The 23,063-nt window shown below is 46.7% G+C and carries 21 protein-coding genes and 1 pseudogene; 10 read left to right on the forward strand and 12 right to left on the reverse strand.

Annotated elements, in window-relative coordinates; genetic code table 11:
• The first annotated feature begins 381 nt into the window (after positions 1-381).
• Positions 382-2,466 (forward strand): elongation factor G, encoded by a 2,085-nt coding sequence (gene fusA, locus A1OO_RS11980; RefSeq protein ID WP_017003174.1) that lies wholly within the window; start codon positions 382-384, stop codon positions 2,464-2,466.
• Positions 2,467-2,559: 93 nt separating this feature from the next.
• Here fusA and A1OO_RS11985 read toward each other — a convergent pair whose 3' ends face one another.
• From A1OO_RS11985 to A1OO_RS12015, 7 genes and pseudogenes are all read right to left on the reverse strand, one after another.
• Complete coding sequence (locus A1OO_RS11985) at positions 2,560-3,030, reverse strand: DUF302 domain-containing protein (protein ID WP_017003175.1); 471 nt, start codon at positions 3,028-3,030, stop codon at positions 2,560-2,562.
• A gap of 411 nt (positions 3,031-3,441) precedes the next feature.
• Positions 3,442-6,192: an alkaline phosphatase family protein gene (locus A1OO_RS11990; protein ID WP_017003176.1), complete on the reverse strand. Its 2,751-nt coding sequence runs from the start codon at positions 6,190-6,192 to the stop codon at positions 3,442-3,444.
• A gap of 293 nt (positions 6,193-6,485) precedes the next feature.
• Positions 6,486-7,142 carry a c-type cytochrome gene (locus A1OO_RS11995; protein WP_198928387.1) on the reverse strand — a complete coding sequence of 219 codons (657 nt, stop codon included), beginning with the start codon at positions 7,140-7,142 and terminating at the stop codon, positions 6,486-6,488.
• A 14-nt stretch (positions 7,143-7,156) separates the two neighbouring features.
• Positions 7,157-8,491, reverse strand: a complete 1,335-nt coding sequence (locus A1OO_RS12000; RefSeq protein WP_017003178.1) for a molybdopterin-dependent oxidoreductase — start codon at positions 8,489-8,491, stop codon at positions 7,157-7,159.
• A 254-nt stretch (positions 8,492-8,745) separates the two neighbouring features.
• Complete coding sequence (locus tag A1OO_RS12005; RefSeq protein ID WP_017003179.1) at positions 8,746-9,624, reverse strand: sterol desaturase family protein; 879 nt, start codon at positions 9,622-9,624, stop codon at positions 8,746-8,748.
• A gap of 191 nt (positions 9,625-9,815) precedes the next feature.
• Positions 9,816-10,028 (reverse strand): annotated as a pseudogene (locus tag A1OO_RS12010) (VF530 family DNA-binding protein); the annotation flags it as partial.
• A 127-nt stretch (positions 10,029-10,155) separates the two neighbouring features.
• Positions 10,156-10,485: a hypothetical protein gene (locus A1OO_RS12015; protein ID WP_241819106.1), complete on the reverse strand. Its 330-nt coding sequence runs from the start codon at positions 10,483-10,485 to the stop codon at positions 10,156-10,158.
• Between the two features lie 268 nt (positions 10,486-10,753).
• Between A1OO_RS12015 and A1OO_RS12020 the strand changes: the two genes are divergently transcribed.
• The 9 genes from A1OO_RS12020 (at position 10,754) to A1OO_RS12060 (ending at position 17,615) form a co-directional block, all read left to right on the forward strand.
• Positions 10,754-11,113 (forward strand): response regulator transcription factor, encoded by a 360-nt coding sequence (locus tag A1OO_RS12020; RefSeq protein ID WP_016962437.1) that lies wholly within the window; start codon positions 10,754-10,756, stop codon positions 11,111-11,113.
• A 172-nt stretch (positions 11,114-11,285) separates the two neighbouring features.
• Positions 11,286-12,074 carry a DUF3450 domain-containing protein gene (locus tag A1OO_RS12025; protein WP_017003180.1) on the forward strand — a complete coding sequence of 263 codons (789 nt, stop codon included), beginning with the start codon at positions 11,286-11,288 and terminating at the stop codon, positions 12,072-12,074.
• Positions 12,071-13,435, forward strand: a complete 1,365-nt coding sequence (locus A1OO_RS12030; protein WP_017003181.1) for a MotA/TolQ/ExbB proton channel family protein — start codon at positions 12,071-12,073, stop codon at positions 13,433-13,435. The genes A1OO_RS12025 and A1OO_RS12030 overlap by 4 nt, the downstream gene beginning before the upstream one ends.
• The gene (locus A1OO_RS12035) at positions 13,432-13,983 is read left to right on the forward strand and encodes a MotA/TolQ/ExbB proton channel family protein (RefSeq protein ID WP_016962434.1); all 552 of its coding nucleotides are present in this window, start codon (positions 13,432-13,434) and stop codon (positions 13,981-13,983) included. Before A1OO_RS12030 ends, A1OO_RS12035 begins: the two co-directional genes overlap by 4 nt.
• Positions 13,980-14,384: an ExbD/TolR family protein gene (locus tag A1OO_RS12040; RefSeq protein ID WP_017003182.1), complete on the forward strand. Its 405-nt coding sequence runs from the start codon at positions 13,980-13,982 to the stop codon at positions 14,382-14,384. Before A1OO_RS12035 ends, A1OO_RS12040 begins: the two co-directional genes overlap by 4 nt.
• Positions 14,384-15,064: an energy transducer TonB gene (locus A1OO_RS12045; RefSeq protein WP_017003183.1), complete on the forward strand. Its 681-nt coding sequence runs from the start codon at positions 14,384-14,386 to the stop codon at positions 15,062-15,064. The genes A1OO_RS12040 and A1OO_RS12045 overlap by 1 nt, the downstream gene beginning before the upstream one ends.
• A complete protein-coding gene (locus tag A1OO_RS12050) occupies positions 15,061-16,275 on the forward strand; it encodes a tetratricopeptide repeat protein (protein WP_017003185.1) in 1,215 nt (404 codons plus the stop codon). Before A1OO_RS12045 ends, A1OO_RS12050 begins: the two co-directional genes overlap by 4 nt.
• Before the next feature lie 201 nt (positions 16,276-16,476).
• Complete coding sequence (locus tag A1OO_RS12055) at positions 16,477-17,025, forward strand: hypothetical protein (RefSeq protein WP_016962430.1); 549 nt, start codon at positions 16,477-16,479, stop codon at positions 17,023-17,025.
• 191 nt (positions 17,026-17,216) lie between these two features.
• Entirely contained in the window at positions 17,217-17,615 is a 399-nt protein-coding gene (locus A1OO_RS12060) for a GFA family protein (RefSeq protein WP_017003186.1), read from the forward strand.
• Positions 17,616-17,689: 74 nt separating this feature from the next.
• Here A1OO_RS12060 and A1OO_RS12065 read toward each other — a convergent pair whose 3' ends face one another.
• The 5 genes from A1OO_RS12065 to A1OO_RS12085 form a co-directional block, all read right to left on the reverse strand.
• Positions 17,690-17,941 (reverse strand): hypothetical protein, encoded by a 252-nt coding sequence (locus tag A1OO_RS12065; RefSeq protein WP_017003187.1) that lies wholly within the window; start codon positions 17,939-17,941, stop codon positions 17,690-17,692.
• A gap of 150 nt (positions 17,942-18,091) precedes the next feature.
• Positions 18,092-18,898 (reverse strand): AAC(3) family N-acetyltransferase, encoded by an 807-nt coding sequence (locus A1OO_RS12070; RefSeq protein WP_017003188.1) that lies wholly within the window; start codon positions 18,896-18,898, stop codon positions 18,092-18,094.
• Complete coding sequence (locus A1OO_RS12075) at positions 18,895-20,514, reverse strand: beta-N-acetylhexosaminidase (RefSeq protein WP_017003189.1); 1,620 nt, start codon at positions 20,512-20,514, stop codon at positions 18,895-18,897. Before A1OO_RS12075 ends, A1OO_RS12070 begins: the two co-directional genes overlap by 4 nt.
• A 199-nt stretch (positions 20,515-20,713) precedes the next feature.
• The gene (locus A1OO_RS12080) at positions 20,714-21,709 is read right to left on the reverse strand and encodes an ROK family transcriptional regulator (protein ID WP_241819110.1); all 996 of its coding nucleotides are present in this window, start codon (positions 21,707-21,709) and stop codon (positions 20,714-20,716) included.
• Between the two features lie 400 nt (positions 21,710-22,109).
• Positions 22,110-22,859 carry a calcium-binding protein gene (locus A1OO_RS12085; RefSeq protein ID WP_017003191.1) on the reverse strand — a complete coding sequence of 250 codons (750 nt, stop codon included), beginning with the start codon at positions 22,857-22,859 and terminating at the stop codon, positions 22,110-22,112.
• Positions 22,860-23,063 lie beyond the last annotated feature (204 nt).

The raw sequence follows: 23,063 nt of genomic DNA on the forward strand, positions 1-23,063 counted from the left end.
AAAACTAAGCGCGACTTGCGCAAAAAAGTGCACTGACTATAAGGATTTATTGAACCAAAACTGAGTTATTCCTCTCGATTTTGCGAAGAGGTAAGGCAAAGTTCGAGTAACTCGGTGCGCATGGTTGAAAAAAAGCCAATCTGTATCCACAAACAAAGTCGTCACTTCTAATGGAATCAGGATTGGGGACAATGCCACCTGCATAAACACGCAAGCAGAAAAGAACGCCGGAGATAAACGTGATTGGGTCTGAAATGTGGTTAGAAATACAGCAACATAAACTTAAATTATCTCGCTGTGTACAACATGTTTCTTTACGCGACAACGCCTGCTATAATCTCCGCCCTTATATAAGCCAGTAATTGTTTATAGAGACGAACAATGACAGATCTAAGTAAATACAGAAACATTGGTATTTTCGCGCACGTTGATGCGGGTAAAACCACTACTACCGAGCGTATCCTTAAGCTTACCGGTCAAATCCACAAAACTGGTGAGGTTCACGATGGTGAATCTACTACCGACTTTATGGAACAGGAAGCTGAGCGTGGTATTACCATCCAGTCAGCAGCAGTTAGCTGTTTCTGGAAAGACCACCGTTTTAACGTTATCGATACTCCGGGACACGTTGACTTCACTGTAGAAGTTTATCGCTCACTGAAAGTACTTGATGGTGGTATCGGTGTTTTCTGTGGTTCTGGTGGTGTTGAGCCTCAGTCAGAAACTAACTGGCGCTACGCGAACGAATCAGAAGTTGCACGTATCATCTTCGTTAACAAACTAGACCGTATGGGTGCAGACTTCTTCCGAGTTGTTAAGCAAACTAAAGACGTGCTAGCTGCTAACCCATTGGTTATGGTTCTACCAATCGGTATCGAAGACGAATTCTGCGGTGTTGTAGACCTTCTGACTCGTAAAGCATACGTTTGGGATGACTCAGGTCTTCCTGAAAACTACGAGATCACAGATGTTCCTGAGAACATGCTTGATCAAGTAGAAGAATACCGTGAGATGCTAGTCGAAACTGCTGTTGAGCAAGACGACGACCTGATGGAAGCATACATGGAAGGCGAAGAGCCATCTATTGAGCAGCTTAAAGCATGTATCCGTAAGGGTACTCGCACAATGGATTTCTTCCCAGCTTACTGTGGTTCTGCTTTCAAGAACAAAGGTATGCAACTAATTCTTGATGCTGTTGTTGATTACCTTCCTTCTCCAACTGAAGTTGATCCACAACCACTGATGGACGAAAACGGCGAAGAAAATGGCGAGCACGCTATTGTTTCTGCTGACGAAACTTTCAAAGCGCTGGCATTCAAAATCATGGATGACCGCTTTGGTGCACTAACATTCGTACGTATTTACTCAGGTAAACTGAACAAGGGTGACACCATCCTTAACTCGTTTACTGGTAAAACTGAGCGTGTTGGCCGTATGGTTGAGATGCAAGCAGATGACCGTAACGAACTAACTAGCGCACAAGCTGGTGATATCATCGCTATCGTTGGTATGAAAAACGTGCAGACTGGTCACACTCTGTGTGATCCTAAGCACCAAGTTACGCTTGAGCCAATGATCTTCCCAGTGCCAGTAATCTCAATCGCAGTTGCTCCTAAAGACAAAGGCGGTTCTGAGAAAATGGGTATCGCAATCGGTAAAATGGTTGCAGAAGATCCAACGTTCCAAGTTGAAACTGATGAAGAAACTGGTGAAACCATCCTGAAAGGTATGGGCGAACTTCACCTAGACATCAAAGTTGATATCTTGAAGCGTACTTACGGTGTAGACCTAACTGTTGGTCAACCACAAGTTGCTTACCGTGAAACTATCACTAAAGCTGTTGAAGATAGCTACACGCACAAGAAACAGTCTGGTGGTTCTGGTCAGTTCGGTAAGATCGACTACATCATGAAGCCAGGCGAAGTTGGTTCAGGTTTCTCGTTCAAGTCTTCTGTAGTGGGCGGTAACGTTCCTAAAGAATTCTGGCCTGCAATCGAGAAAGGCTTCAAAGGCATGATGGATACTGGTGTTCTTGCTGGTTTCCCTGTACTTGATGTTGAAATCGAGCTACTTGACGGTGGCTTCCACGCAGTCGATTCATCTGCAGTAGCATTTGAAATCGCAGCGAAAGGTGCATTCCGTCAATCTATGCCTAAAGCGGGTGCTCAACTTCTAGAGCCAATCATGGCTGTAGACGTGTTCACTCCAGATGACCATGTTGGTGATGTAATCGGTGACCTTAACCGTCGTCGTGGCATGATCAAAGACCAAATGGCTGGCGTAACGGGTGTTCGTGTTAAAGCGGACGTACCATTGTCAGAAATGTTTGGTTACATCGGTACCCTACGTACAATGACTTCAGGTCGCGGCCAATTCTCTATGGAATTTGCACATTACGCACCTTGTCCTGCGAACGTTGCTGAAAAAGTTATTGCTGACGTTAAAGCGCTTAACGCTAAGAAGTAATTCTTACTAAGTCAGTAATACTAAAAAACCCGCACGCGAAAGCCTGCGGGTTTTTTGTTTTTCGTTTTTGAAAAACAGTCGATCAATCCATCGCTATTGAGGTGAAGGTTGAGTGGCCAATTTTGCTAAAGAGAGCAACGCTTTTTCTACCTTTTTAACAGACATTCCACAGTCTTCAATACGATGCCGCTCTGCTACATAGGTAGGGTTGTTGTAGCCTAACCACACTTCTCCTTTAGCATCTTCCCAAATCAGTGCTTTTTGCGGAAGATCGATACCCACTGTTTGACTACACACCATCATCGGTGTGCCAACTTTAGGGTTACCAAAGATGACTAACTCCGTTGGGCGTAATGACATACCTGCATTTTTTGCTCCTTCTGCGTGATTCACGCGTCCGATAACATTGAGTCCACGGGCTTTGGCGGCGACGATTAGTCGTTCTGTCGTAATGGGGACACTGTATTGGCTTTGAATCTGAACCATTCCTTCTTGAGCATGAGCTAAAGAAGGAAAAGCGATGAAAGCAGCCAAAAGTGCTAAAAGTCCGAAATTCAATTTCATAGTCGAATCCTTAATGCGAATACCTTAACGATAAAGCGAATAAATTAAGGCGCTACTCACCCGTTGATGAGTTGAGTAGAACTGCATGCCGACACATAAAGACTAGCAAATTGTGCAAAGTGTCACTGAAATACATAAAAGAATAATCAACTTAGGTGGGATTTAGAGCGTTTGTGATGAATGCATTACGATTTCTTATTAATCAGATAGGGTTTGTATGGCATATGTACAGTCGAAAATAGACAGATTCAGCGTTTGAACGATGTACGCGGAGACAGCAAAAAATGCGAACAAAGCATTAAGTAGTCGGCATGAATTGTGATTTATATTCGTATTTCAATTGGTTAATCGTGAGCTACTGCGTAAAGGTCTCCAGTAGGAGATCAGGAGACCTTCATGTGTTCGCGAGTGTTATTCCAATGGTTGCGTACCAATAAGGTTGGGCAATAGTGATGGAAAACCCCAACCGTCTTCGCCAACTTCTACAGAATTGCCGGACAAATACTCATAGAGGGTGGGTGACAAAGAGCCATTGATTGCAGTTGTCACGCGTTGGTGAGCGGTAACCGGCGTCCCCCAAAACCCAATGAAGGCATCTTTCTCATGAAAATGCTCGCCAGCATGACGTCCGGGTACCTTGGTGTTGTAGCCAACGCCTTGTGCGGGGAAAAGGTTGATGGTGCCTGCTCGGCTTTCATCATAAAGGTGGGCAAGCTGATTGACGCTGTCTGGTCTAGGGGTGAGTCTTGTTAGCTGTTGCCATGTGCTTTTATCACACCAGGTCTGCGGACTGGTTGCGTCTACTTTGTTCATGCACTGGTCAATTAACGCAGATTTCTCCTGCTGTTCTGTTTCGCTCAACGCTGCTGCGTAAGGGTTGGTCTCATAAAGATTCAACAGCACAGGTGTTTGGCCGTTTTTAGCGTGATACAAAGTGCGGTTGCCGATTCGAGTAATAAATTCATCATGTCGAACGCCATCTTTCACCGCGACCAAACGCAACGTACAGGCCGATAAGCTGCAGTCTTGTTCGCGAACCGCAAGGTAATCCAAGCTATCGCCAAGGCGTGAAACGGTTTCGTGCACCATGTCTATCGCAGGATCATCCTTCTTCGCGGATAAAGGCTTCCAGAAAATGAGTTCGCTATAGAGAGGCTGTGTTTCCCAGCCTCGTTGGCTATTGAATAGATCCATCATGTAGTTACCACCCGCGGTGGATGCCACAATGACATCAATCCCTTTATTACTTGGGTAATCGAAGGTGTGGGTGATTTTAGGCCCTTCTCCTTCATCAGATGAAATCTTGCGAATACGCAAAGACATGTCGTAATCCGATTGGATGCCCTCAAACACTTCTTTCTCTGGGCTAACGATATGGTAGATAGGTGACAAACCATGATCGCCGGCTATGCCCCAAAGCACCTGATCGTAAACGCCTGCTTTGCGGTAAACCGTTTCCATTTCTCCGAGCCAAAAATCTAAACGATTGAGCTCGCCCGTTGGCGCGAGAATTTCATTTGCAAAGGGGCCCGTGAAATGGGCGAAATGGTCTGCCCAAGGGTTATAGGCCAACACAAAGTCAGGTAGGCCTTTTTGAGAAAGCTTGGCGTAATCTCCCAGCTTGTCTTTTATGGTTAATCGCTTGGTCGAGCGCGTTAGCGGCGTCCACCATGTGATGTCTTGATAGGCGTGGATGTCTTTTATTAAGCTTTCGCGCATCGAGTGAAGGGAGACTTCTATCTCGCCGCGCTTGCGTAGATCTTTCAAGCAGCGCTGCTCACCAAAATCACGTATCGCCTCCCCGAGGCCAAGGTTAATCAGAGGGTCGTAACTGGATTGCGCATACCAATCATATTGTGCATTGCAGTTAAGCGTGACCAGTGGAACCAACCGCTCAAATTGCGTCTTTGCACCGTTACCACTAAATAGTGGATCGAGCTGAATGGCGTCGTTACCAAAGAAGTAATAGGCGCGATCTTGTTCGCGATCGACAAAGTGAAAATTCGGGATACCCGTGCCACCGTCGCCTGCCACGTTTGCACCGGTTTTGATGATCGGCAAATTGCGTACGCTGATGGTGGGTGTGGTCGACACACCATATTCCACAACGCCCTTCGCGCCTTCTTGATAAAGTCTGCTGAAGAAAGGCAGGTAGCGTGGGTCGGTATAAGGTGTGTCCGCAATCTCAAACAAGAAAGTGTTATCTGGCAAGTGGTTTGTCTGAGTGATTTCGACGCCTTTCGGTGCAAAGCCTTCGATGTTCTGTTCATCACGCTTCACTTGCTGCAAGAAAGGTGAAGGTTGCTTGCTCACCAAGCCTTGAATCAGGCCTTGTTGCAGACCATCAACTGTCATTTGAACGGCAAAGGGACGTGTGTTTTGATGCGCTAAATAGGCAAGTAATGCATTGGGCTCATCGTTCAGTGCGTCTTGCATCCACGCGTTTAATGCGTCGACTTTCGCGCCTTCAAGCAGGTATTGACGATAGCCTTTCAACACATTTAATCGCACAAAATCGACCAAGCTGATGGTAATGGCTTGGGCGCGATTGTTCTTTTTGGTCTGGTTTTCAGGTTTGGCGTCATCAATAATGCTGAGAATGGCCGCTTTCATGTCGCCTTCTTCAAGGCTTTCACTGTACTTAGTGAGCATGTTTACCAGCACTTGCTGCACGGTGGCGACCGTTTCCCTGTCTGCTTTGCTGTCCGTGAGGTATTGATATTGATCGGGCAGGTCATCGCCATAAAGCAGTTTATCTTTGCCAAAAAGGGCATCATAAAGCGTCACAAGTGCGGCGATGAACTGTCGATTCAGCAGGGCTTCTTCTTCGGTTTTAGGGCCATGGCTGCTTGATTTGGTCGCTTCTTTTTTATCATCGATTGAGAACAATGAATGCTGCCATTGCGTGAGTTCAGCCTCAGTGAAAGTGTCCAGCAAATACTGTTTGAAGATGTCTTGGTTAACCACTTCGCCGGTGTAGCGATCGTAAAAGCTATAGAGCAAGTGCCCGAGCTGAATCGCGTATTTCGGATTGGATAACTGAGAAATGACTCTGGCCTTAACGCTCGCATCGAGAGGTAAGGTCAATACCAATGCATCGAGCGCGACACCACCAACCATAAACAGCGCGATGTCACGGCTGGTGGCTGCGCTGATATTCATAGATTCGTAGATATTAGAATAAACCAGCTGACTGCTGTTATAAATGGCACCAACGAGAGGAGTACTTCCAAGATCAGGCTCGGAGTTAGCTGAAGTACAGAAAGAAGTAACGGTCAGGGATAAAGAGACCGTTACTGCACAGCGTCGTATCGATTGGATGCGTGTCATTAGCCTAATACATTGTCATTGGGTATGACGTAGAGCTTACTAGAGATATCAGATTGTTAGAAAGGGAAGCGGTGCAGTTTTGCGCAGTTGCTCCGCCCACAATTGAGAACAAAACTCAGATCTCGCTATTCGCCATAGTAGGTGGCGAGGTAATCGAGGACGCGCTCATGATCCTCATCGTCTAGCTCATCCATGCCTTGTTCATCAACCATCCATTCCAAGGTTTCGTCCCAACTATCACGGCTGAGCCCCTGCTGCACAACAAGGTGTAATGAGTGGCACACGGAACAGGTAGAGGCAACGAGCGACATGTTTTCATCCGGGGCAAGAATACCTTCACCCAAGGCTTTCACAGGAATCGCTTCATCGCTGCTTTGCCAATTTGGCGGCGTCGGATTTTTTGTGGCGAGCCACGCAATGATGGCTGCGCGAGCACCGGGATCTTTTACACCGGGATACGCCATGTTCGTGCCTGGTGCGAAATCCACGGGTGACGTTAAAAAGGCATCAAGGGATTCCACATCCCATGTTTTCCCTTCAACACGGTTCGCTGAAAGGCCTTCGCTGTAATTGAAGCCCGAAAACGCGGCGATTTCTCGATCCGCGAGTCCGTAAAGGGGAGGTCCCACAACCGTCATGCCATTAGGGTCTACCTGATGACAGGCTTTACACACGGCGGCTTGTTGTTCCCCTACAGCAATCAAGGCATCATCTGCCGCGTTTGCTACGAGGGGAGAAAACAAGAAAGCAGCGCCGAACAACGACGCTGTAGTTGATTTCATCAAAACCATTCCACCTACCCTTTTACAACGAGTGCGATACGGTGAAAGCTGTTGTTGAGGTAGCCTTTCGGGTTCCATGCAATCGCGAACGGTTGGCTAACGCCTTGGTCATCGGTGGCTTTTGCCCACACTTCGTAATAACCGGCTTGCGGGAAAGTGACTTTTGATTCAAAGGTTTGCCATGCGCCGTCATTCGCGGGATCGGAAAGATCGGCATCGATCCATGTTGCGCCGAAATCGTTCGACAGTTGAACCTTGGAGACTTTACGATCCCCAGACCACGTATGGCCGCGTACTAAGACTTCTTTACCTGCGACTTCACTGTTCGTTTGCGGCGAGGTGATCAGAGACTTCACAGGCATTCTTTCTATGATCACAAAATCGTCTTTATCGACTTTCTCTCCCGGTGCAACGGGGCGATTAGGCACGCGATAGGCTTTGCCTGTCATCTTCGGCCCATCATGCACTTGATCTCGCACCGTGATTTTGGTGAGCCATTTCTGTGAACACGAACCCGGCCAACCTGGCACAACCAAACGAAGCGGCGCACCGTTCATGTCGTGCAATGCTTCGCCATTTTGTGCAAAGGCAATCAGGTTTTCACCGCCCAAGGCTTTCTCTATCGGTACCCCACGAGAAATGGGCAGTTTGCCTTCCTTGCCCGAAAGGTGTTTATCGGCACTGTAGTGGGCGGTATACACCGCGCCTTCTTGTACGCCGGCTGCTTTCAATACGTCAGCCAAGCGAACGCCCGTCCAAGATGAACACGCAACAGCACCCAAGGTCCATTGGTTGCCTTTGGCTTTCGGTTCAAAATACGCGCGGCCATTACCACCACATTCCACGACCAATTGTTGCTCAACCACGTCGAAGTTCTTCTTGAGATCTTCGATGGTGAGTGTCATGGGTTTATCGACTAAACCATCAATGGTCAGTGTCCACGTGTCAGCATCGACAGCAATTGGTGGAATACCGTTGTTACGAATGAAATGTCGTGCTGTTGGCGTGACATCGTCATTAAGCAGGTGAGGGGGCGTTTCAGCGTTTAATGGTCTGTCGTTAAGCACGATCAGGCCATCTTTCCCTGCAATGGTGACATCATCGAGCCCTTCAGCAAATGCGGCGGGAACCATGCCTGCAGGCATATTGCGATGAAAAGGGATCGCGCCGCCAAGCACGGCAGCCATGGTGGCCAAGCCTGCGCCTTTTAGAAATCCACGTCTGTCAGAGTGGCTTTTTCGACCAAACACCTTTTCGTCTGCGGTTTCTGGGTGTTTGTCATAGAGGTCGTAAATGCCTTCCGTTTGTTGCGCGTCCGTGTCTGATGAATGTCCTTTCTTATCCGACATAGTGCCTCCTACTTAATGAGCCAACTGAGCTGTTTGAATAGTTATATTAAAAATGTAAGCGGTTACATTTTTAATAATAAAGTATAGGCACAGCTTTGATTGGGCTTTAGTGCGACTTGTAGGGCTTTCTTAGTAGCGGGACATGGATGCGCAGTAATGCGTTGAAAATTGCGATGTGTGCTGGCTTTTTCGCAAAAGATTTCTAGTCACTTTTTCCAACAACTTAGGCTGACATGTGGTGAGTCAGCTTAATTTTAGTTTGTCGAACTTTTGGGAGGCTTATTTCGAATGGTGCTATCACTGATCTTGGGAGCGCCAAACAAATAGGTTAGACGAACACTTATGGGCGTCTTGGCAGGCGAAAAGGCCAGCGTGACGAGTGTTTTCCATTGGTGAAAGGTCACCACAAAGGGATTCCAACTGTTTATGGCATGTGGAATACCGTAATGAATGTGGATGTCGCTTCTTTCTTCAACAAAAGTACCAAACAGTTTGTCCCATATGATCAAGACGCCTGCAAAATTTTTGTCGATGTATTCTGGGTTTCGAGCGTGATGCACGCGGTGATGAGAGGGCGTATTGAAAATGTGTTCAATCCAACCCAATTTTTCCACTGTGCAGGTATGAACAAAGAATTGGAAGCCAAGGTTAAGTGCAACCACCACCACAACGAAAGTCGGTGGGTAACCAAGTAACATGAGCGGGGTCCAGAACAACCACATGCCTGAAATGGGGTAGGTCAGGCTTTGGCGAAACGCCGTCGTGAAGTTCATCTTCTCGGAGCTATGATGGGCAACGTGTGAGGCCCATAGCCAATGCACGTTATGCGATGTTCGATGAAACCAATAATAAAAGAAATCTTGAAGAATAAATGCGGAAAATACCGCCAATGGCGTCATGGTGATATCGAACAGGCGAAACTGATACAGCCATAAGAAGAAAGGCATGAGTAGAACGGTGGCGATAATATCTGCGCCTTGATGAAGACCGGCAAGGCTAAAGTTACACACTAGCTCTTTCAACGAATAGTCGTTGGTGCCTTGCCTGCGCAGCAGTCGGTATTCAAGCACCATGCAGATTAAAAACAGCGGTGCAAGAAAAACCAGTGTTAGTGATTCCCAGCCTGATTCCATGTCATTTCCATATGTGATCTTGGCTTATTCAATCTACACCCTAGCAAATTCTCACTGAACAAACATCTTGAGGATGCTTGGGTATAACCACGAGCACAATGGTGACGACTTCATCTAACCGATTGAAAATATGATTACTTTTCTAGTTTGTTTAATGCCGCTGCCCACGGATCTGCGGTCTCATCCTGAGTACAGAAAGTGTCAATATATAGCTCTTCAGTTTTTTCTCGTGCCCAAGGCGTTTTACGAAGAAACTTGAGGCTAGACTTCACGGAAGGATCGCTTCTAAAGCAGTTAATGGCGATCTGTTGACCTAAATATGGCCAGCCATAATGGTCAACTAACGCATTGACGATTTGCTCAAGTTTAAGCCCATGAAGTGGGTTATTTGGTTGGACGTTCATGTTAAAGCCCGTGGATGAGTGAATTCGGCTGCGACTTTGCCACAATGTGCGCTGCGCTTCAATCTATCGAGCAAAAAGAAAGGGAGCCTAGGCTCCCGCTCGAATGCTTGCAATGTCCAATGCGCGGTTAACGGCGCATTGACAGGCGTTGTTCCGTGAACTGATTAAGACGTAAACGGGTTTTGATGTCTTCGCATGCGCGTTGAACACTAAAGGTTTCTTCCGCTGACAGATGAAGTGACAAAGTGCCACTAAAACGGATATCTTCGCAAATGTCGGCTAACCCTACTAAATCAGACACTTTAGCGTCTTCTGGATCTTTCAATAGTTTCTCGTGTTGCTTTTGAATTTGAATCACATATATCTGACTTGAATAGGTCAGTGAGGTGAGCATCATTGCTAGCATCGTAAAAAACAAAGCGAGAGAGACAACAAGTAGAGGTTTATTCGTAGACATAAATTTTAATTGATACCATCAATGTAAATGGAAGCTCTTATTTTAGAAGGGGAAGTCTACTCTTCTGGACATTGTTTAGGCAAGAGTTTCAATGCGTTATATTGACGGTAATATGGGAGTGACATCTAATTTATTGGTTTTATTTTCACAGGATTACAAATTAGTTGCTGTACAGTCTTTCCTGTTTCGTCGTACAGGTTGCAAAAGTAGACCTTTCAGGATAGACATGAGAGTATAATGAGAATTAATATCATTTGAGGGTGTAGGCATGCCGGAGTTACTTCTTATTGAAAGCAGGTTATCCCTATGCGGTTGGGTGAAAACGACATTTAGTCAACACGGTTGCAAAGTGACACGTGTTCTTCATGTCAAACAAGCAGAGCGCGCACTCCAGCAATACAATTTCGATTTGGTGCTGATTGCTTCTGAAGGCGTACTGCCTTGTATGACAGATGTTAGACGTTTAAGAGAAAGCACGGCGTTACCTTTGCTTGTTCTGATGCCAAATGCGACTAAGGCGAATCAAACTGACCTTTTCCGTGCTGGAGTGGATCAATTAATCTGCGACAATATAGCGAGAGAAGCACTTTGGCCTCAGGTCGAAAATTTGTTAAATCGAAAGTGCTAATGAGCCATGAACGCAATCTTGCTACATGGATGAAGCTATTGCGTCAGTAGAGATGCATTTTACAGAAATAACCGATTGTTTTAAAAAGTATATTTACAGGTATGATCAGGCTGATTGGCATGATTGTTTTACAGTGTAAATATTGACCAAGTATCCAGAGACACACTATTTCATGAAACTCTTCAAACGCATCTTTGTTATCACCTTAGTTAGCACACCTCTCTTAGTGGGTGCGACTGAATTGGATAGGGCCGCTTCCATTGAGGCTGACACACTCCGCGCTGCAACCGTCTCCCAAAAACGCATTGATGCGAGTGACGAAAATACTCAACAGATGAAAGCTGAGATTGAACGCCTTCAACAGGAAATTGAAAACCTGAAGGTTTATCGTCACCACCTCCAAAACTTGGTTATTGATCAAGACCAAGAGAAAGATCGCCTTCATCAACAATTGGAAGACATCAAACAAACACGACAAGGCATTGTGCCTTTGATGTATCTCATGATCGATGCGCTGGATAGCTGGGTAGAATCCGATCTACCGATCAAGCACGACCGCCGTCAGCAGCGTGTTGCTGGGCTCTTAAGCATGATGTCTCTGGCGGACGTCAGTGATGCAGAGAAGTTTCGCCGCATCCTCGAAGCTTATCAAATAGAGCTAGACTATGGCGCTAAGCTGGGCGTATATCAGGAAAAAATGACGTTGGATGGGGTTATACGAGATGTCGATGTTCTCCATCTTGGTCGCCTTTCTCTTGTCGCTAAAAGTCTAGATGGCAGTGCATTTTGGTATTTCGACCGTCCTCACTCTGCGTGGGTGCCAGTGTCGGCTGAAGGTCGCGACATTGATAGGGATAAATTGCATTTGGCCTACCAAGTTGCCAACAAAAATGCTGCGCCAACACTATTGAGTTTGCCGCTATCTTTGACTGAGCCTTCTCAACCGGCGGCGCAAAAATGAAGATGAAAAATCTGCTCCCAAACTTGCTACTGGCACTGCTAATGAGTGGTGTTTCTTTGCCCGTGCTGAGTGATTTGGTGGATAAATCTCAAGCTGCACACATTGAAGGCAAGGCACATAACAGGGAGCGTGAGTCAGCATTTCAAGAGCAAGAGGCTGCGCTGAAAAACCAGCTAACCGCACTTCAAACACAACAAGAGACGCTTGAACGCGAGACTGAAACACTGAGTGATAACTTCACCACCAACGAAAAGACATTGTCTGATCTTGAACAAACCCTGCATCTGGAAACAGGCAGTTTAGGGGAAGTCTTTGGTGTGGTGAGGCAAGTTGGCAGAGAGCTTCAACAAGGGCGTGTAGATTCGCCAGTGTCGGCGTCTCAGTCCGATCTAGCTCGTGAATATAATCGTACACTTGATGACATCGCTGACGCGAAAGTGTTGCCTTCTCTATCTAAACTTAACGCCTTGTTTGTCGGCATGTCGAACGATCTCGTGGCCAGTGGTGAAATAGCGCCAGTGCAGGTCAATGTGCGTGATGTGAGTGGAGCGATCCATGAAAAATCAGTGCAGCGCTTGGGAAATATCGGCTTGGTGGGTCAAGACGGTTACCTCGAATGGGATGGCGTACGCCAACAAGCGAACCTGCTGCCGTATCAACCCAACGGGGGCTTGACGAATGCGACTTTGCGTCAAACCAAGGCGGGAGAATTTGTCACCATTGATCCTACTCGCGGCGAGGTGCTTAACCAATTGTCAAACATGCCGACATTGTCGCAACGATTTCAGCAAGCTGGTGTTGTCGGTAAGATCATCGCTGGTTTATTGACGGTGGGCTTGGGTATTGCCCTAGTGCGAGGGGTCGTGCTGTTAAGAACGCGCTTAATGATTCGTGCGCAAATTAAACACCCTGAAACAGCGGGTAATAATCCCTTAGGGCGAGTATTGACGGTTTATCACTCAGAACCTAACCGAAGTTTGGATTCTCTTGAGCTGAGATTGATGGAAACCATTATGGATGAGCAGCAAGGCTTTGAAAAAGGTTTGTCGATGCTCAAACTGTTGGCAGCAATAGCACCGATGCTTGGGTTGTTGGGCACGGTGACGGGTATGATAGAAACCTTTCAGGTCATCACCCAATTTGGCAACAGTGATCCCACGGTCATGGCTGGAGGTATCTCAATGGCGTTGGTTACCACTGTGATGGGTTTAGTCGCGGCCATGCCCTTACTCTTAGCACACAATATGTTGACGACGCAGGCTGAAATGCTGAGGGGAACGCTGGAAAAAATTGGTGTGAGCTTGGTTGCGCAGCAGTCTGAAGTGTCCATCCCCACGAGTGTTGTCGAGTTGCGAGCATGACAGAGATAACCGTTTATCAGGCAAACCTTGCTGAACAGTGGTGGCAGTCACTGTTAGGCTTTATGACGCAAGGTGGTCCAATTCTATGGGGGTTAGCGATTGTCGCAGGGGTGTGTTGGTTGTTGGTGGCAGAGCGGATACTCTTTTTAGCGCTGATCTTCCCCAATACTCACCAATCCTTGGTGTCACGCTGGCAGACTCGCGATAACCCTGCGTCATGGGCATCTCGAGTGATTCGTGACGGCTGGCTTTTTGACGCGCATGTTCTGTTGTTTCGTCATCTCAATCTGATTAAAGGGCTGGTGGTGATTTGCCCTATGCTCGGATTACTTGGCACTGTCACAGGCATGATTACGGTATTTGATGTTATTGCTATGGATGGGACCAGCGAGCCACGTTCGATGGCTGCTGGTATTTCGATGGCAACGCTTCCCACTTTGGCTGGGATGGTGATCGCACTCACGGGAATGTTTGCACATGCGCGACTTTTCAAAGCATGCGAGCGCCGTGAAGCCTCTTTGTCCAAAGCGTTAAGGAGTCAGCAGTGAGATTCCAACGACAACAAAAACCCAGAGATGATGCCCAGATTGATTTGACCTCCATGCTGGATATTGTATTCATCATGCTGATCTTTTTTATTGTCACTAGTACGTTTGTTAGAGAGTCCGGCGTTGATGTTAACCGCCCCGCAGCTAGCCATGCTTCAGTACAAAAAGGCGTTGGGATAATCGTTGCGATTACTGCTAGCAATGATATCTATATCGATAAGCAACGAGTGGATGAAGAACGTCTTGAAGCGACGCTAATAAGGCTCATGGTTGAACAGCCAGGCGCTTCATTGGTCATCCAAGCAGACAAGCTCGCATACAACGGCACGGTAGTGACGGTTATCGATGCCGCTAAAGGAGCGGGTATTGATAACATTGCATTGGCAGCGGAGCAAGGTTAATGCTGCGTTGGATATTGGCAGTCCCCGTTGCTGGGTTTTGTGTGCTTGCACTGTTTGCACTGATGGCTGCGATGGTTGAGCCTTCACGGCCAAACGATAGGCGTGCAAGCAACTCACTGGCTTTCGATCTTGTGATGGTTGAACCCGAATCTGAGTTAACACGCCGAGAACGTTTGTTGCCGCCAAAACCCGAACCGCCTCCACAATCTGCAACACCGTTAACGCCTGTTTTGAATCCGCAAGTTACCAGTACCGCGAATACGACCGCGCAACCCAGCATCAGTGAATTACTGCCAGATATTGCGATGGATATTAGCGTCACGGGTTTTGAAACATCGTTGCCTGTTGTGTCGAAGCTCGCTGCGACGCCTGCGAGTGCTTTGCCATCTATGGAGGTGGGAACGGCACAGGCAGCAACGCCGACTTTACGCGTGGAAGCAAGATATCCTGCCAAAGCATTAAAACGCGGTATTGAAGGATATGTTTTGATTAGCTTTACGATAAATGAAAAAGGACGCCCGACAGATTTGAAAGTGGTGGATTCAAAACCAAAACGCATGTTTGATCGCGAAGCACTACGCGCGCTGAAAAAGTGGAAATACGCCCCTCAACGCATTAACGGTCAAGTCATTGCACAGCAGGGTCAAACCGTTAAGTTTGATTTTACGGTAGCCAAATGAGAACGCTTCGTTTGATTTTGACATCTATTTGTACTGTTTGTTTTATGTTGCAGCCTGTTGGTGCAGCAACGCTTTCGGCGAGTACTGCCAATAAGGTACAACGCGCGATAAACTTGCAACAGCAGGAAAAATGGAAAGAGGCAACCACAGTACTGGAAAGTACATCCACGGCTAGCACGTATGACGTTGCTTTCGTGCAGCGCATGTTAGGCGGCTTGTATTGGCAATTAGGTGTACCCAACAAAGCGATAAGGTCATTAGAAGCGGCAGTAGACAGCAACAAGCTTGAACCTGATGCACAGCGCTCAGCGCAACGTATGCTCGCTGATATCTTGCTTTCGCAATCGCGCTACGCCGAAGCCCTTCGTCGTTATTATTCACTGACCAGTGACAAGCTTCCACTTACCTCCAGTCATGCGCCAACCGAAAAAGAATTGGCTGATATTTGGCTACGTATTGCGCAGGCTCACTATCAAAATCAGCAAGCAAAACAAGCGCTGTCCGCGATTAATCGTCACCTTTCACTGGCGGCGGCCAAGGTGTCTTCTTTGTCTCTAAAATTGGGCGCTCAGATCACGCTGAAGCAATGGAAGGGGACGATTGCCTCGCTTAAACAGCTTATCGAAATTGATCCTGAGAATAAGGCTTGGTGGCTTCAGTTAACGGCGAGTTATCAGCATCTCAATAAGCCAACTGACATGTTGAAAACCCTTGTTTTGGCGGTGCGTAAAGGAATCGCACTGTCACCTTCAGAGAAAAGGATGATGGCACAACTTTATGGTCAACAGGGTGTTCCTGAAAAAGCCGCCGCTTTGATGCTCGAGTTGAATACGAAAAATGCTAAAGCCTCCTCTTTGGCGATGGAAGCCAGTTACTGGCAGTTGGCGAAAGAGTGGGATAATGCGATTGCGGCTTGGCAGCGAGCAGCGGAGAAAGACAATCAGTATCGTTGGTCGCTGGCACAGTCACAACTTCAACGTGGTTTGTATCAAGAGGCGTTAACCAGTCTGGATTTGATCACGGAAACAAGCCAACAAGCGCAAGCTGAACTTGGTCAGGCAATCGCTTATGACAAACTCGACAATCTAGATAAAGCCCTTGAGCATGCGAAGCGAGCCAATGAAATCGAGCCGACAACGCAAACTGAAAGCTGGATTCAATACCTTAGCCACAAACGGGATGCCGCTTCTGCTGTCTCTGACATTCGATGAAAGAAGTAAAATAATATATATCTGCATTAGATGTTGATAATCGCGTCATTCTCGCCTTATTATCGCTCCAGACCTTATTTTCCCCCTTACTTGTGCGGGCGTAATGGTTAAATATTCGGCAAGTTGGCTACGTCCTTTCTGTCGGTTAAAAAAAACGCAAATTTGAGCTTTTCATGCTCCTCTGTAAGAGATATACCCTGAATGACGTTAGACTTTTTCACAGAAATCCTTGGATGGACATCCGTTGCTTTCTACATCGGTATTACTATTTTCAATACCATGAAATTTACGCGATTTGCCGCGTTTGGCTCTGCAGCGAACGATACGTTGTGGGCGTTTTTGATGGGATGGTGGCCGAAAGTCATTCTTAACCTGTCAGTGGCATCACTGAATACTTACCGCTATGCAAAAGACTTCACCAATGCGTCAAAGGCCGTGATCCTTGGTCTGGGCGGAGTGATGGCGGCAGGTATTATGTACATCGTTTACGTGGCGGTTTCAGCGTTTATTGCAGAGCCTACGTTATCCGTTGCCTTGCAGTTTGCGGATTTGGGTGTGATTTTGCTGGCACTGTATATGACCACCTTGACCAACTACCGCAAGCTTATGCTGCTCTCGGGTTTTGTTGGTATGGCCGCATACTACGGCAACACACAAATGATGATCATCAAAGTGCTGGTGATTGGCATTATGAGTTACAAGCTTTTGTTTGATAAATCACAGAAGACGGAAGCTGCTGAAGTGGCTTAGGCCCGTTAGATGTCCTCGATCTTCGCATACTGCTAAAGGCACCTTATAAAGGTGCCTTTTTTGTATCTATCTGTTTAAAGGAGATTTTTTACGTTGTCTCTGCCGTATACTTTTTGATCAGAACAGGGTTTAATCGATGTAGAGCGAGACTAGAGAGCATGTGATCATTAAGTATAAGAAAGGAGAACAAGATGAAAGGAAGTTGTCTTTGTGGAGCTGTGCAATATGAGGTGGAAGCATTAAGTTCACCGATCATGCATTGTTCGTGTAACACATGCCGTAAAGCGCATGCAGCGGCTTTCAATACATGTGCGGCGGTGAAGCCAGAGGATTTTCGCTGGTTAACGGGGGAGGACAAATTGTCACAGTTTGAATCTTCACCGGGTAAGTTGAGAAAATTTTGCTCAGTGTGCGGCAGCCAACTTATCTCTACCAAAGAAGGGATGCCATTTCATGTGCTGCGTATAGCTTGTTTAGATGATGATCCCCAGAAAACGCCCGCACTTCGTATTTGGAAATCGCACGAAGTCAGCTGGATGAATTATGAGCATGATATGCCACAGTATGAAGAATGGCAGCCTGGTCGATAAAGATGATCTATCTGGTGCAGCGTATTAACGAAAAAAGCACCGAGAGGTGCTTTTTGTGAATAAACATGGGGGAATCAATAGTTAATAAATCCATCATCAATGCAGACCAGTACACATTTTTCTGCGGCAATCTCTGCGTCTTCTTTGCTTTTGAAAATTGACACAGATTTATCTGAATTCATCAATTCATACGCTTTTTGCTCTACGTCTGTGTCATTGGATTGGGTTGTAAACGAGAATGATGCTGAATAACCGCCCAGATCTTCTTGCTTGCTTACTTTTACTAGGTAATTGATATTATTATGAGTTCCCTTCATTTCCTTCATTCCCTTACTCTTTAATGTTGCACGTGTGTTAAAAAGTAGACACTGAAATGGCGTTGGTCAAAAATATAACCGAATTAATGACGGTAAATGCGGTGCAGTCGTGATGGTGAAGGCACCAGTAAGTGACGATGTCACTTGTCGGTGTTGTATTCAATTGTTAATGATCAATCCACCGCTGACCATATCTTGGCAACGCGGGCAATCAATGTTGCATTGGGTAATAGATGGGTTTTCAATGATGGCACGCGTGCAGTTTTCCAATAGCGATTCAAGCGAGTAGCTTGTCCAGTCACCTAATCCCACTGTGATTTTTGTCGCCGCAGGTTGCATCGCATCCTCAAGCTGATTAAACCCATTCGAGCAACTACCGATGCAAACCTCAACTTCTCCCCTTGAGGCGGTGAGTGCCCATCTGCGGAATAAGCGGCGTCCAGCCTGTTGTTCTGCGCAATGAATAGGGGTAAGACTCTTTGGTGTCACGCCTATTGATAACACGATAGCGTCTTTGACCTCCGAACCTTGATAGTGACCATAGACATCAGCATCAGTTTGTTGTGCCAATATTGCAGCTGCTTTAGGGCCCACACCGGCAAAGCTGTTGATCGGATGATCGGTTCTTAACCGTTTAGGGTGGTTGACAACCGCAGCGGCAAACGCGCCCATAGAGGGTTCGATGTGATTTGAGCTGACATCAAAGGGCTCGGTGTGTTCGAAATGCCATTGACCGCGATGCCCATTTTGTTGGTAATCCACTCCTTTAGGTGGGAGACAAAGTGTATCGTAGTTAAATGCCGGTACGATAACGGTGCACCCTGCGTCAAGAAAGGTATTGACTAGCGCTATCGCTCCGCCATCAAGTTTGCCCAGTGAGCGTATAGAAGCATGAACAAAAAGGACTTTATTATTCAGCGAAAGTGTTTGAATCGCCGATTTGACCTCGAAAAATGTGTTCGTCATAAGACAGCCTCTTTTGCGTCGATCTGAACGGGGATGTCTTCGAGCAAGGTCAATAAATACTCCAATCGTTCGCTACTTTGCGTTAAACCGCCTGGTCGATAGTATTCCGCCCAAAGCTTTCGATAAGTGTTCAAAAGCTGTTGTACATCATGACGAAGGGTATCTTTTCGTGAAGATGAAAAACGCTCTACCTGACGGTGGCCTTCTTCGGCATATCCTTGCACGATGCGACAAGCAATATCGAGCGCATCGATCGTCCACAGTAAATCTGGCATCATTTCACTGGCATCAAGGAGCGCCAGTTTTTGCTTCCACATAGTCAATTCTTTGCGCGCAATATCCAGAGTGTGGGATGGTACGCCAGTGGCATGTTTGATGTGCCGACGTGATTTTTGATCAAACAGGACGGGGCCAAAAAATGCACAGTTAGGGGTTTTGACTCCTGTTGAGAGGTAGATATCTTGTAGTGCAATAAGCGCTTCTGCCTCGGTATGAGTGGCATCAGGGTAGAACCCTTTCACTGCGTCGATGACATTACTGTCGAGTTGCTGCTCTTGTCCCCACGCCATGGCGGCACCAAACGCATAAGCCGGGATAGGCATAGCGTACTGCTGCCCATGTCCCATGTCACCCCACTCGGTCACCATGTACCCTTCAGCGCCAAAGCGCTTGGCGGATTTAGCCGCTCTACGCATATGCGAAACGGCCGCATGCCAACGGCCTGAAACAGAGGCAAAACAATTTGTCGATACCACGACATGAAACGGATATCCAAACAAGGAAAGCTGTTTGTGCTCAGCATCAAAGGGGTGATCGGGTTCGTACCCCCAATTTAATAAGATGAGATCGTCGGGGAGTTGGTCAATCAGGTTGGGGTAGCGAAACAGCATGTCGCTAAACATTTGGCACTGTTTCCCTTTTGATTTGGCAAGAGAGATCACTTTATTTAGGTAAGTGAGATAGACCTTTCCTTTACCGAAAATCTCGCAGGCAGATTTGCTTGCCCCAGCGCCGAGGTCCATGGTTTCATCAAAATTAATGTTAATGGTGTCACTCGAAAAATTCGGCAATAGCTCTTGGAGTAACTCGTCAATAAACGTTTCTGTTTGTGGGCTGATTGGATTCAGTCCAAAAGCACCAGGGCGAAAGTCTCCCCTTTGATCGAGAAAGCCCGACGTCTGCTCGGCAAGATGTTGATAATCGGCATGATTAAGCCACTTTTCCATATGGCCAAAGCAAGCTTGGTTGGCGACCAACTCGATACCCAGTTGACGACAATACGCATCGATTTCTTTGATTTCTTGCGCTGTTATTGGCGAATAATTGGCCCATACTTTCTCATGATTGCGGTAAGCGAAGGTATGTTCGGTATAAAGCTGCAATTGGTTGAATCGCAGTGAAGAGAAATAATCGATCAATCGTTTGAGTGATGCCATGGTCGGCACACGATCACGGCTAATATCCAGCAAAACAGACCGTGTTGGAAAGTCTGGCCAATCTTCGATGACGATGTCCTCTCGAATCACAGCATTCTTTTGAATCAACTGATTAATGGCGAGATGTGCGTAGCGAATACCATGAAGGTCGGCATAGTCAACGACGAGGCATCCCCCCATAAACCGAATGCGAAAACCTTGCTTTGCTAGAGCGGGATCGTGGCGATAGTTGAGGGTAGCGATTAATACTTTAGCCCCAAAGCGTATCGGACAAGAAGATACTAACGCAGAGACATTGACATGTTTTGTCGAATATCCTGCTAAGTAGCGCTTTGGTGCGGGGAATATCATTGTCATCAGACGTCCTTGTCATTCGCCATTAAATGGAAAGATTTCCGTTTTCAGACAGGCCGAGACTTTCAGCAAGCTTGAGTTCGGGTGTGAGCAATTTTTGCCAAGCCATACAGGCTGCACCCATCGCAGCGGCTTGTGGACCTAACAATGAAAACTCGATGTTGGGTTTGACGATTAATGACCCCGCCAGATTGTCACTGTGCTTTCGCAGTGAAGCCGCGAGTTCAGAACCGAAAGACATGCCATTACCACCGATGACGATCCGGCGAATACTCATTAAACTACAAACGTTTACGGCAAGTGATGAGAATTCTTCGATGATGACGCTAGGCGTCGGTTCAGCGCCTTGCATCAGCGCCTGGCTGTTAAATTGCCCCGCCATAAATTGCTCGCCATAAAACAGTTGGCGATTGAGCACCACGCCTACGCCAATCCCTAGTCGGTGATAAAGCTCTCTCGCATGGTGCGTTGAAAGCAGCACATAGAGGAAGTGATCAAAGGGCAGGCTTCGTTGCTGCATGAGCTCACCCCAAGCGCCGCAGTTTGCATCGTTGTCGATGAAAACTGGATAGGGGAAATATCGCTTAAATCGAGAGGTAAAGTTGATGGTCGACCTAGCGTTTAGGGAATGAGAAACGTGTAGTTGACCCTTGTCTGGATCAATCAGCCCCGGCATACCAATACCAATTGCCAAAATACGGGGGAACAATGATTGAATGGTTTCAATGCAAGGTAGCAAAGCATCAGCAACGGCTTTATCTATGAGGGCTTGGGTATCGATGGCGATCATGTCGTGATAGATCACCTGCCCGAGCAAGTTGATGACGGAAACTTTGATGGCATCAGAATTGACATCGACACCAATTATTACGCCAAACTCAGCGTTGAATAACAATGAGACTTTGGGGCGGCCCCCCTTTCCGGACACAGCCTGAGGCTGCTCGACGATCATGCCGATATCAATGAGATGGTTAACAGTCTTTGTTACGGTAGACTTATCTAGCCCTAATTTCATGGCCATATCAATCCGAGACACGCCAGGTGACTGCCACAAAGAATTGATGATTCCAGCAGTGTTGGTTGTGCGGCTGAGTTTTATTGACAAAACATTAGTTTCCAAAAACAACTTAACTATGAGCATGGTATTGATGGTGTTAAAAAAAACAACACGCTAGCGGTATTTCACAGCGCAGTTCACGAGTTATGCCTTATAGATTGAAGTGCATCGAAATTGTAATGAAAGAGAAAGGAGGGTTACTGTGATCGTATGGACAATATACCCGAGCCGTTATGCATTGAGTTATTGAGATGGCTCGGGTATATAGGTTGCTATTGGCAACTATTCTTAAAGATAGGACTGCAATGCCCAACCAAAACCTCAGTTCGGTGCACCGGTAAGGTTTTAACGGTGAAACTAAACGTTAGAAAAGAATCGGGTTTATAGGCTCTACATCATCATTCCGAAACAGGTCGCTCGTGGTGACATTGGCGCTGTCAATACTATGCAAGACAATGGATACCTTGTCCTGAAAGTTGATCAGCATGTTTGCGCCTTGTTGCGTCACGATAAATGAAGTGTCTTGATCGGTGAGGTATTCATTGCCATAAAAGTGGAACGCGAGCTTATCAACGCCGACTTCAAAATCAGTAATACGCACTACGGTATTGCTTGGGTCGACATCATCGCTTTCCTCAAACTCAAAGAAATTAAATGAATCTGCTCCCTGTCCGCCAATGCAGAAACTCACGCCAGACTCGGCTGCGCCGAGATCTCTAAATGAGAAAAAGTCATCGCCTTCTCCGCCATACATTGTGCAGTTTTGCGAGCTTTCAGAAGAGAGAGTATCGTCGCCGATACCGCCTTGCATCACATCGCGATAGTTGCCGCGATCTTGGTCTGAGTCGATTTTACTCAGAATATAATCGTCACCCGTACCGCCGCGCAACGAGTTACTGCCGAAATTTGCAAAGAGAAAATCGTTACCTGCACCACCGACCAATATGTCATCACCGCGACCCGAATACATAGTGTCATGCCCGCTGAATCCGACAATGGTGAGATCATCGTTGTCGCGTTGCAAATCAAAATAGTCATCTTGCGTTGAGCCATAGAGAAAATCGACGTCTGATTCCCCAAGTATTTCTATTGCCTCATTTGAAACCACTGACATAGCTAACACCCTCCTTGAGTATAAATAGTGATACGAGCTGGCTTGTTAACATTTAAAGATTTGCACACTCTGTTGATTCTGTGTGGCTTAATATCGAGACAGGAATGTTAGAATGCCTTACACAGGCTTAAGATGTGATCCAGCATGTAAACTGGCGACTGTTTGTTCGAAGGTTTGAAATGTTGATGAATTGAAAACCCTTTC

The organism is Enterovibrio norvegicus FF-33 (genome assembly GCF_000286835.2).
Classification (GTDB): Bacteria; Pseudomonadota; Gammaproteobacteria; order Enterobacterales; family Vibrionaceae; genus Enterovibrio; species Enterovibrio norvegicus_A.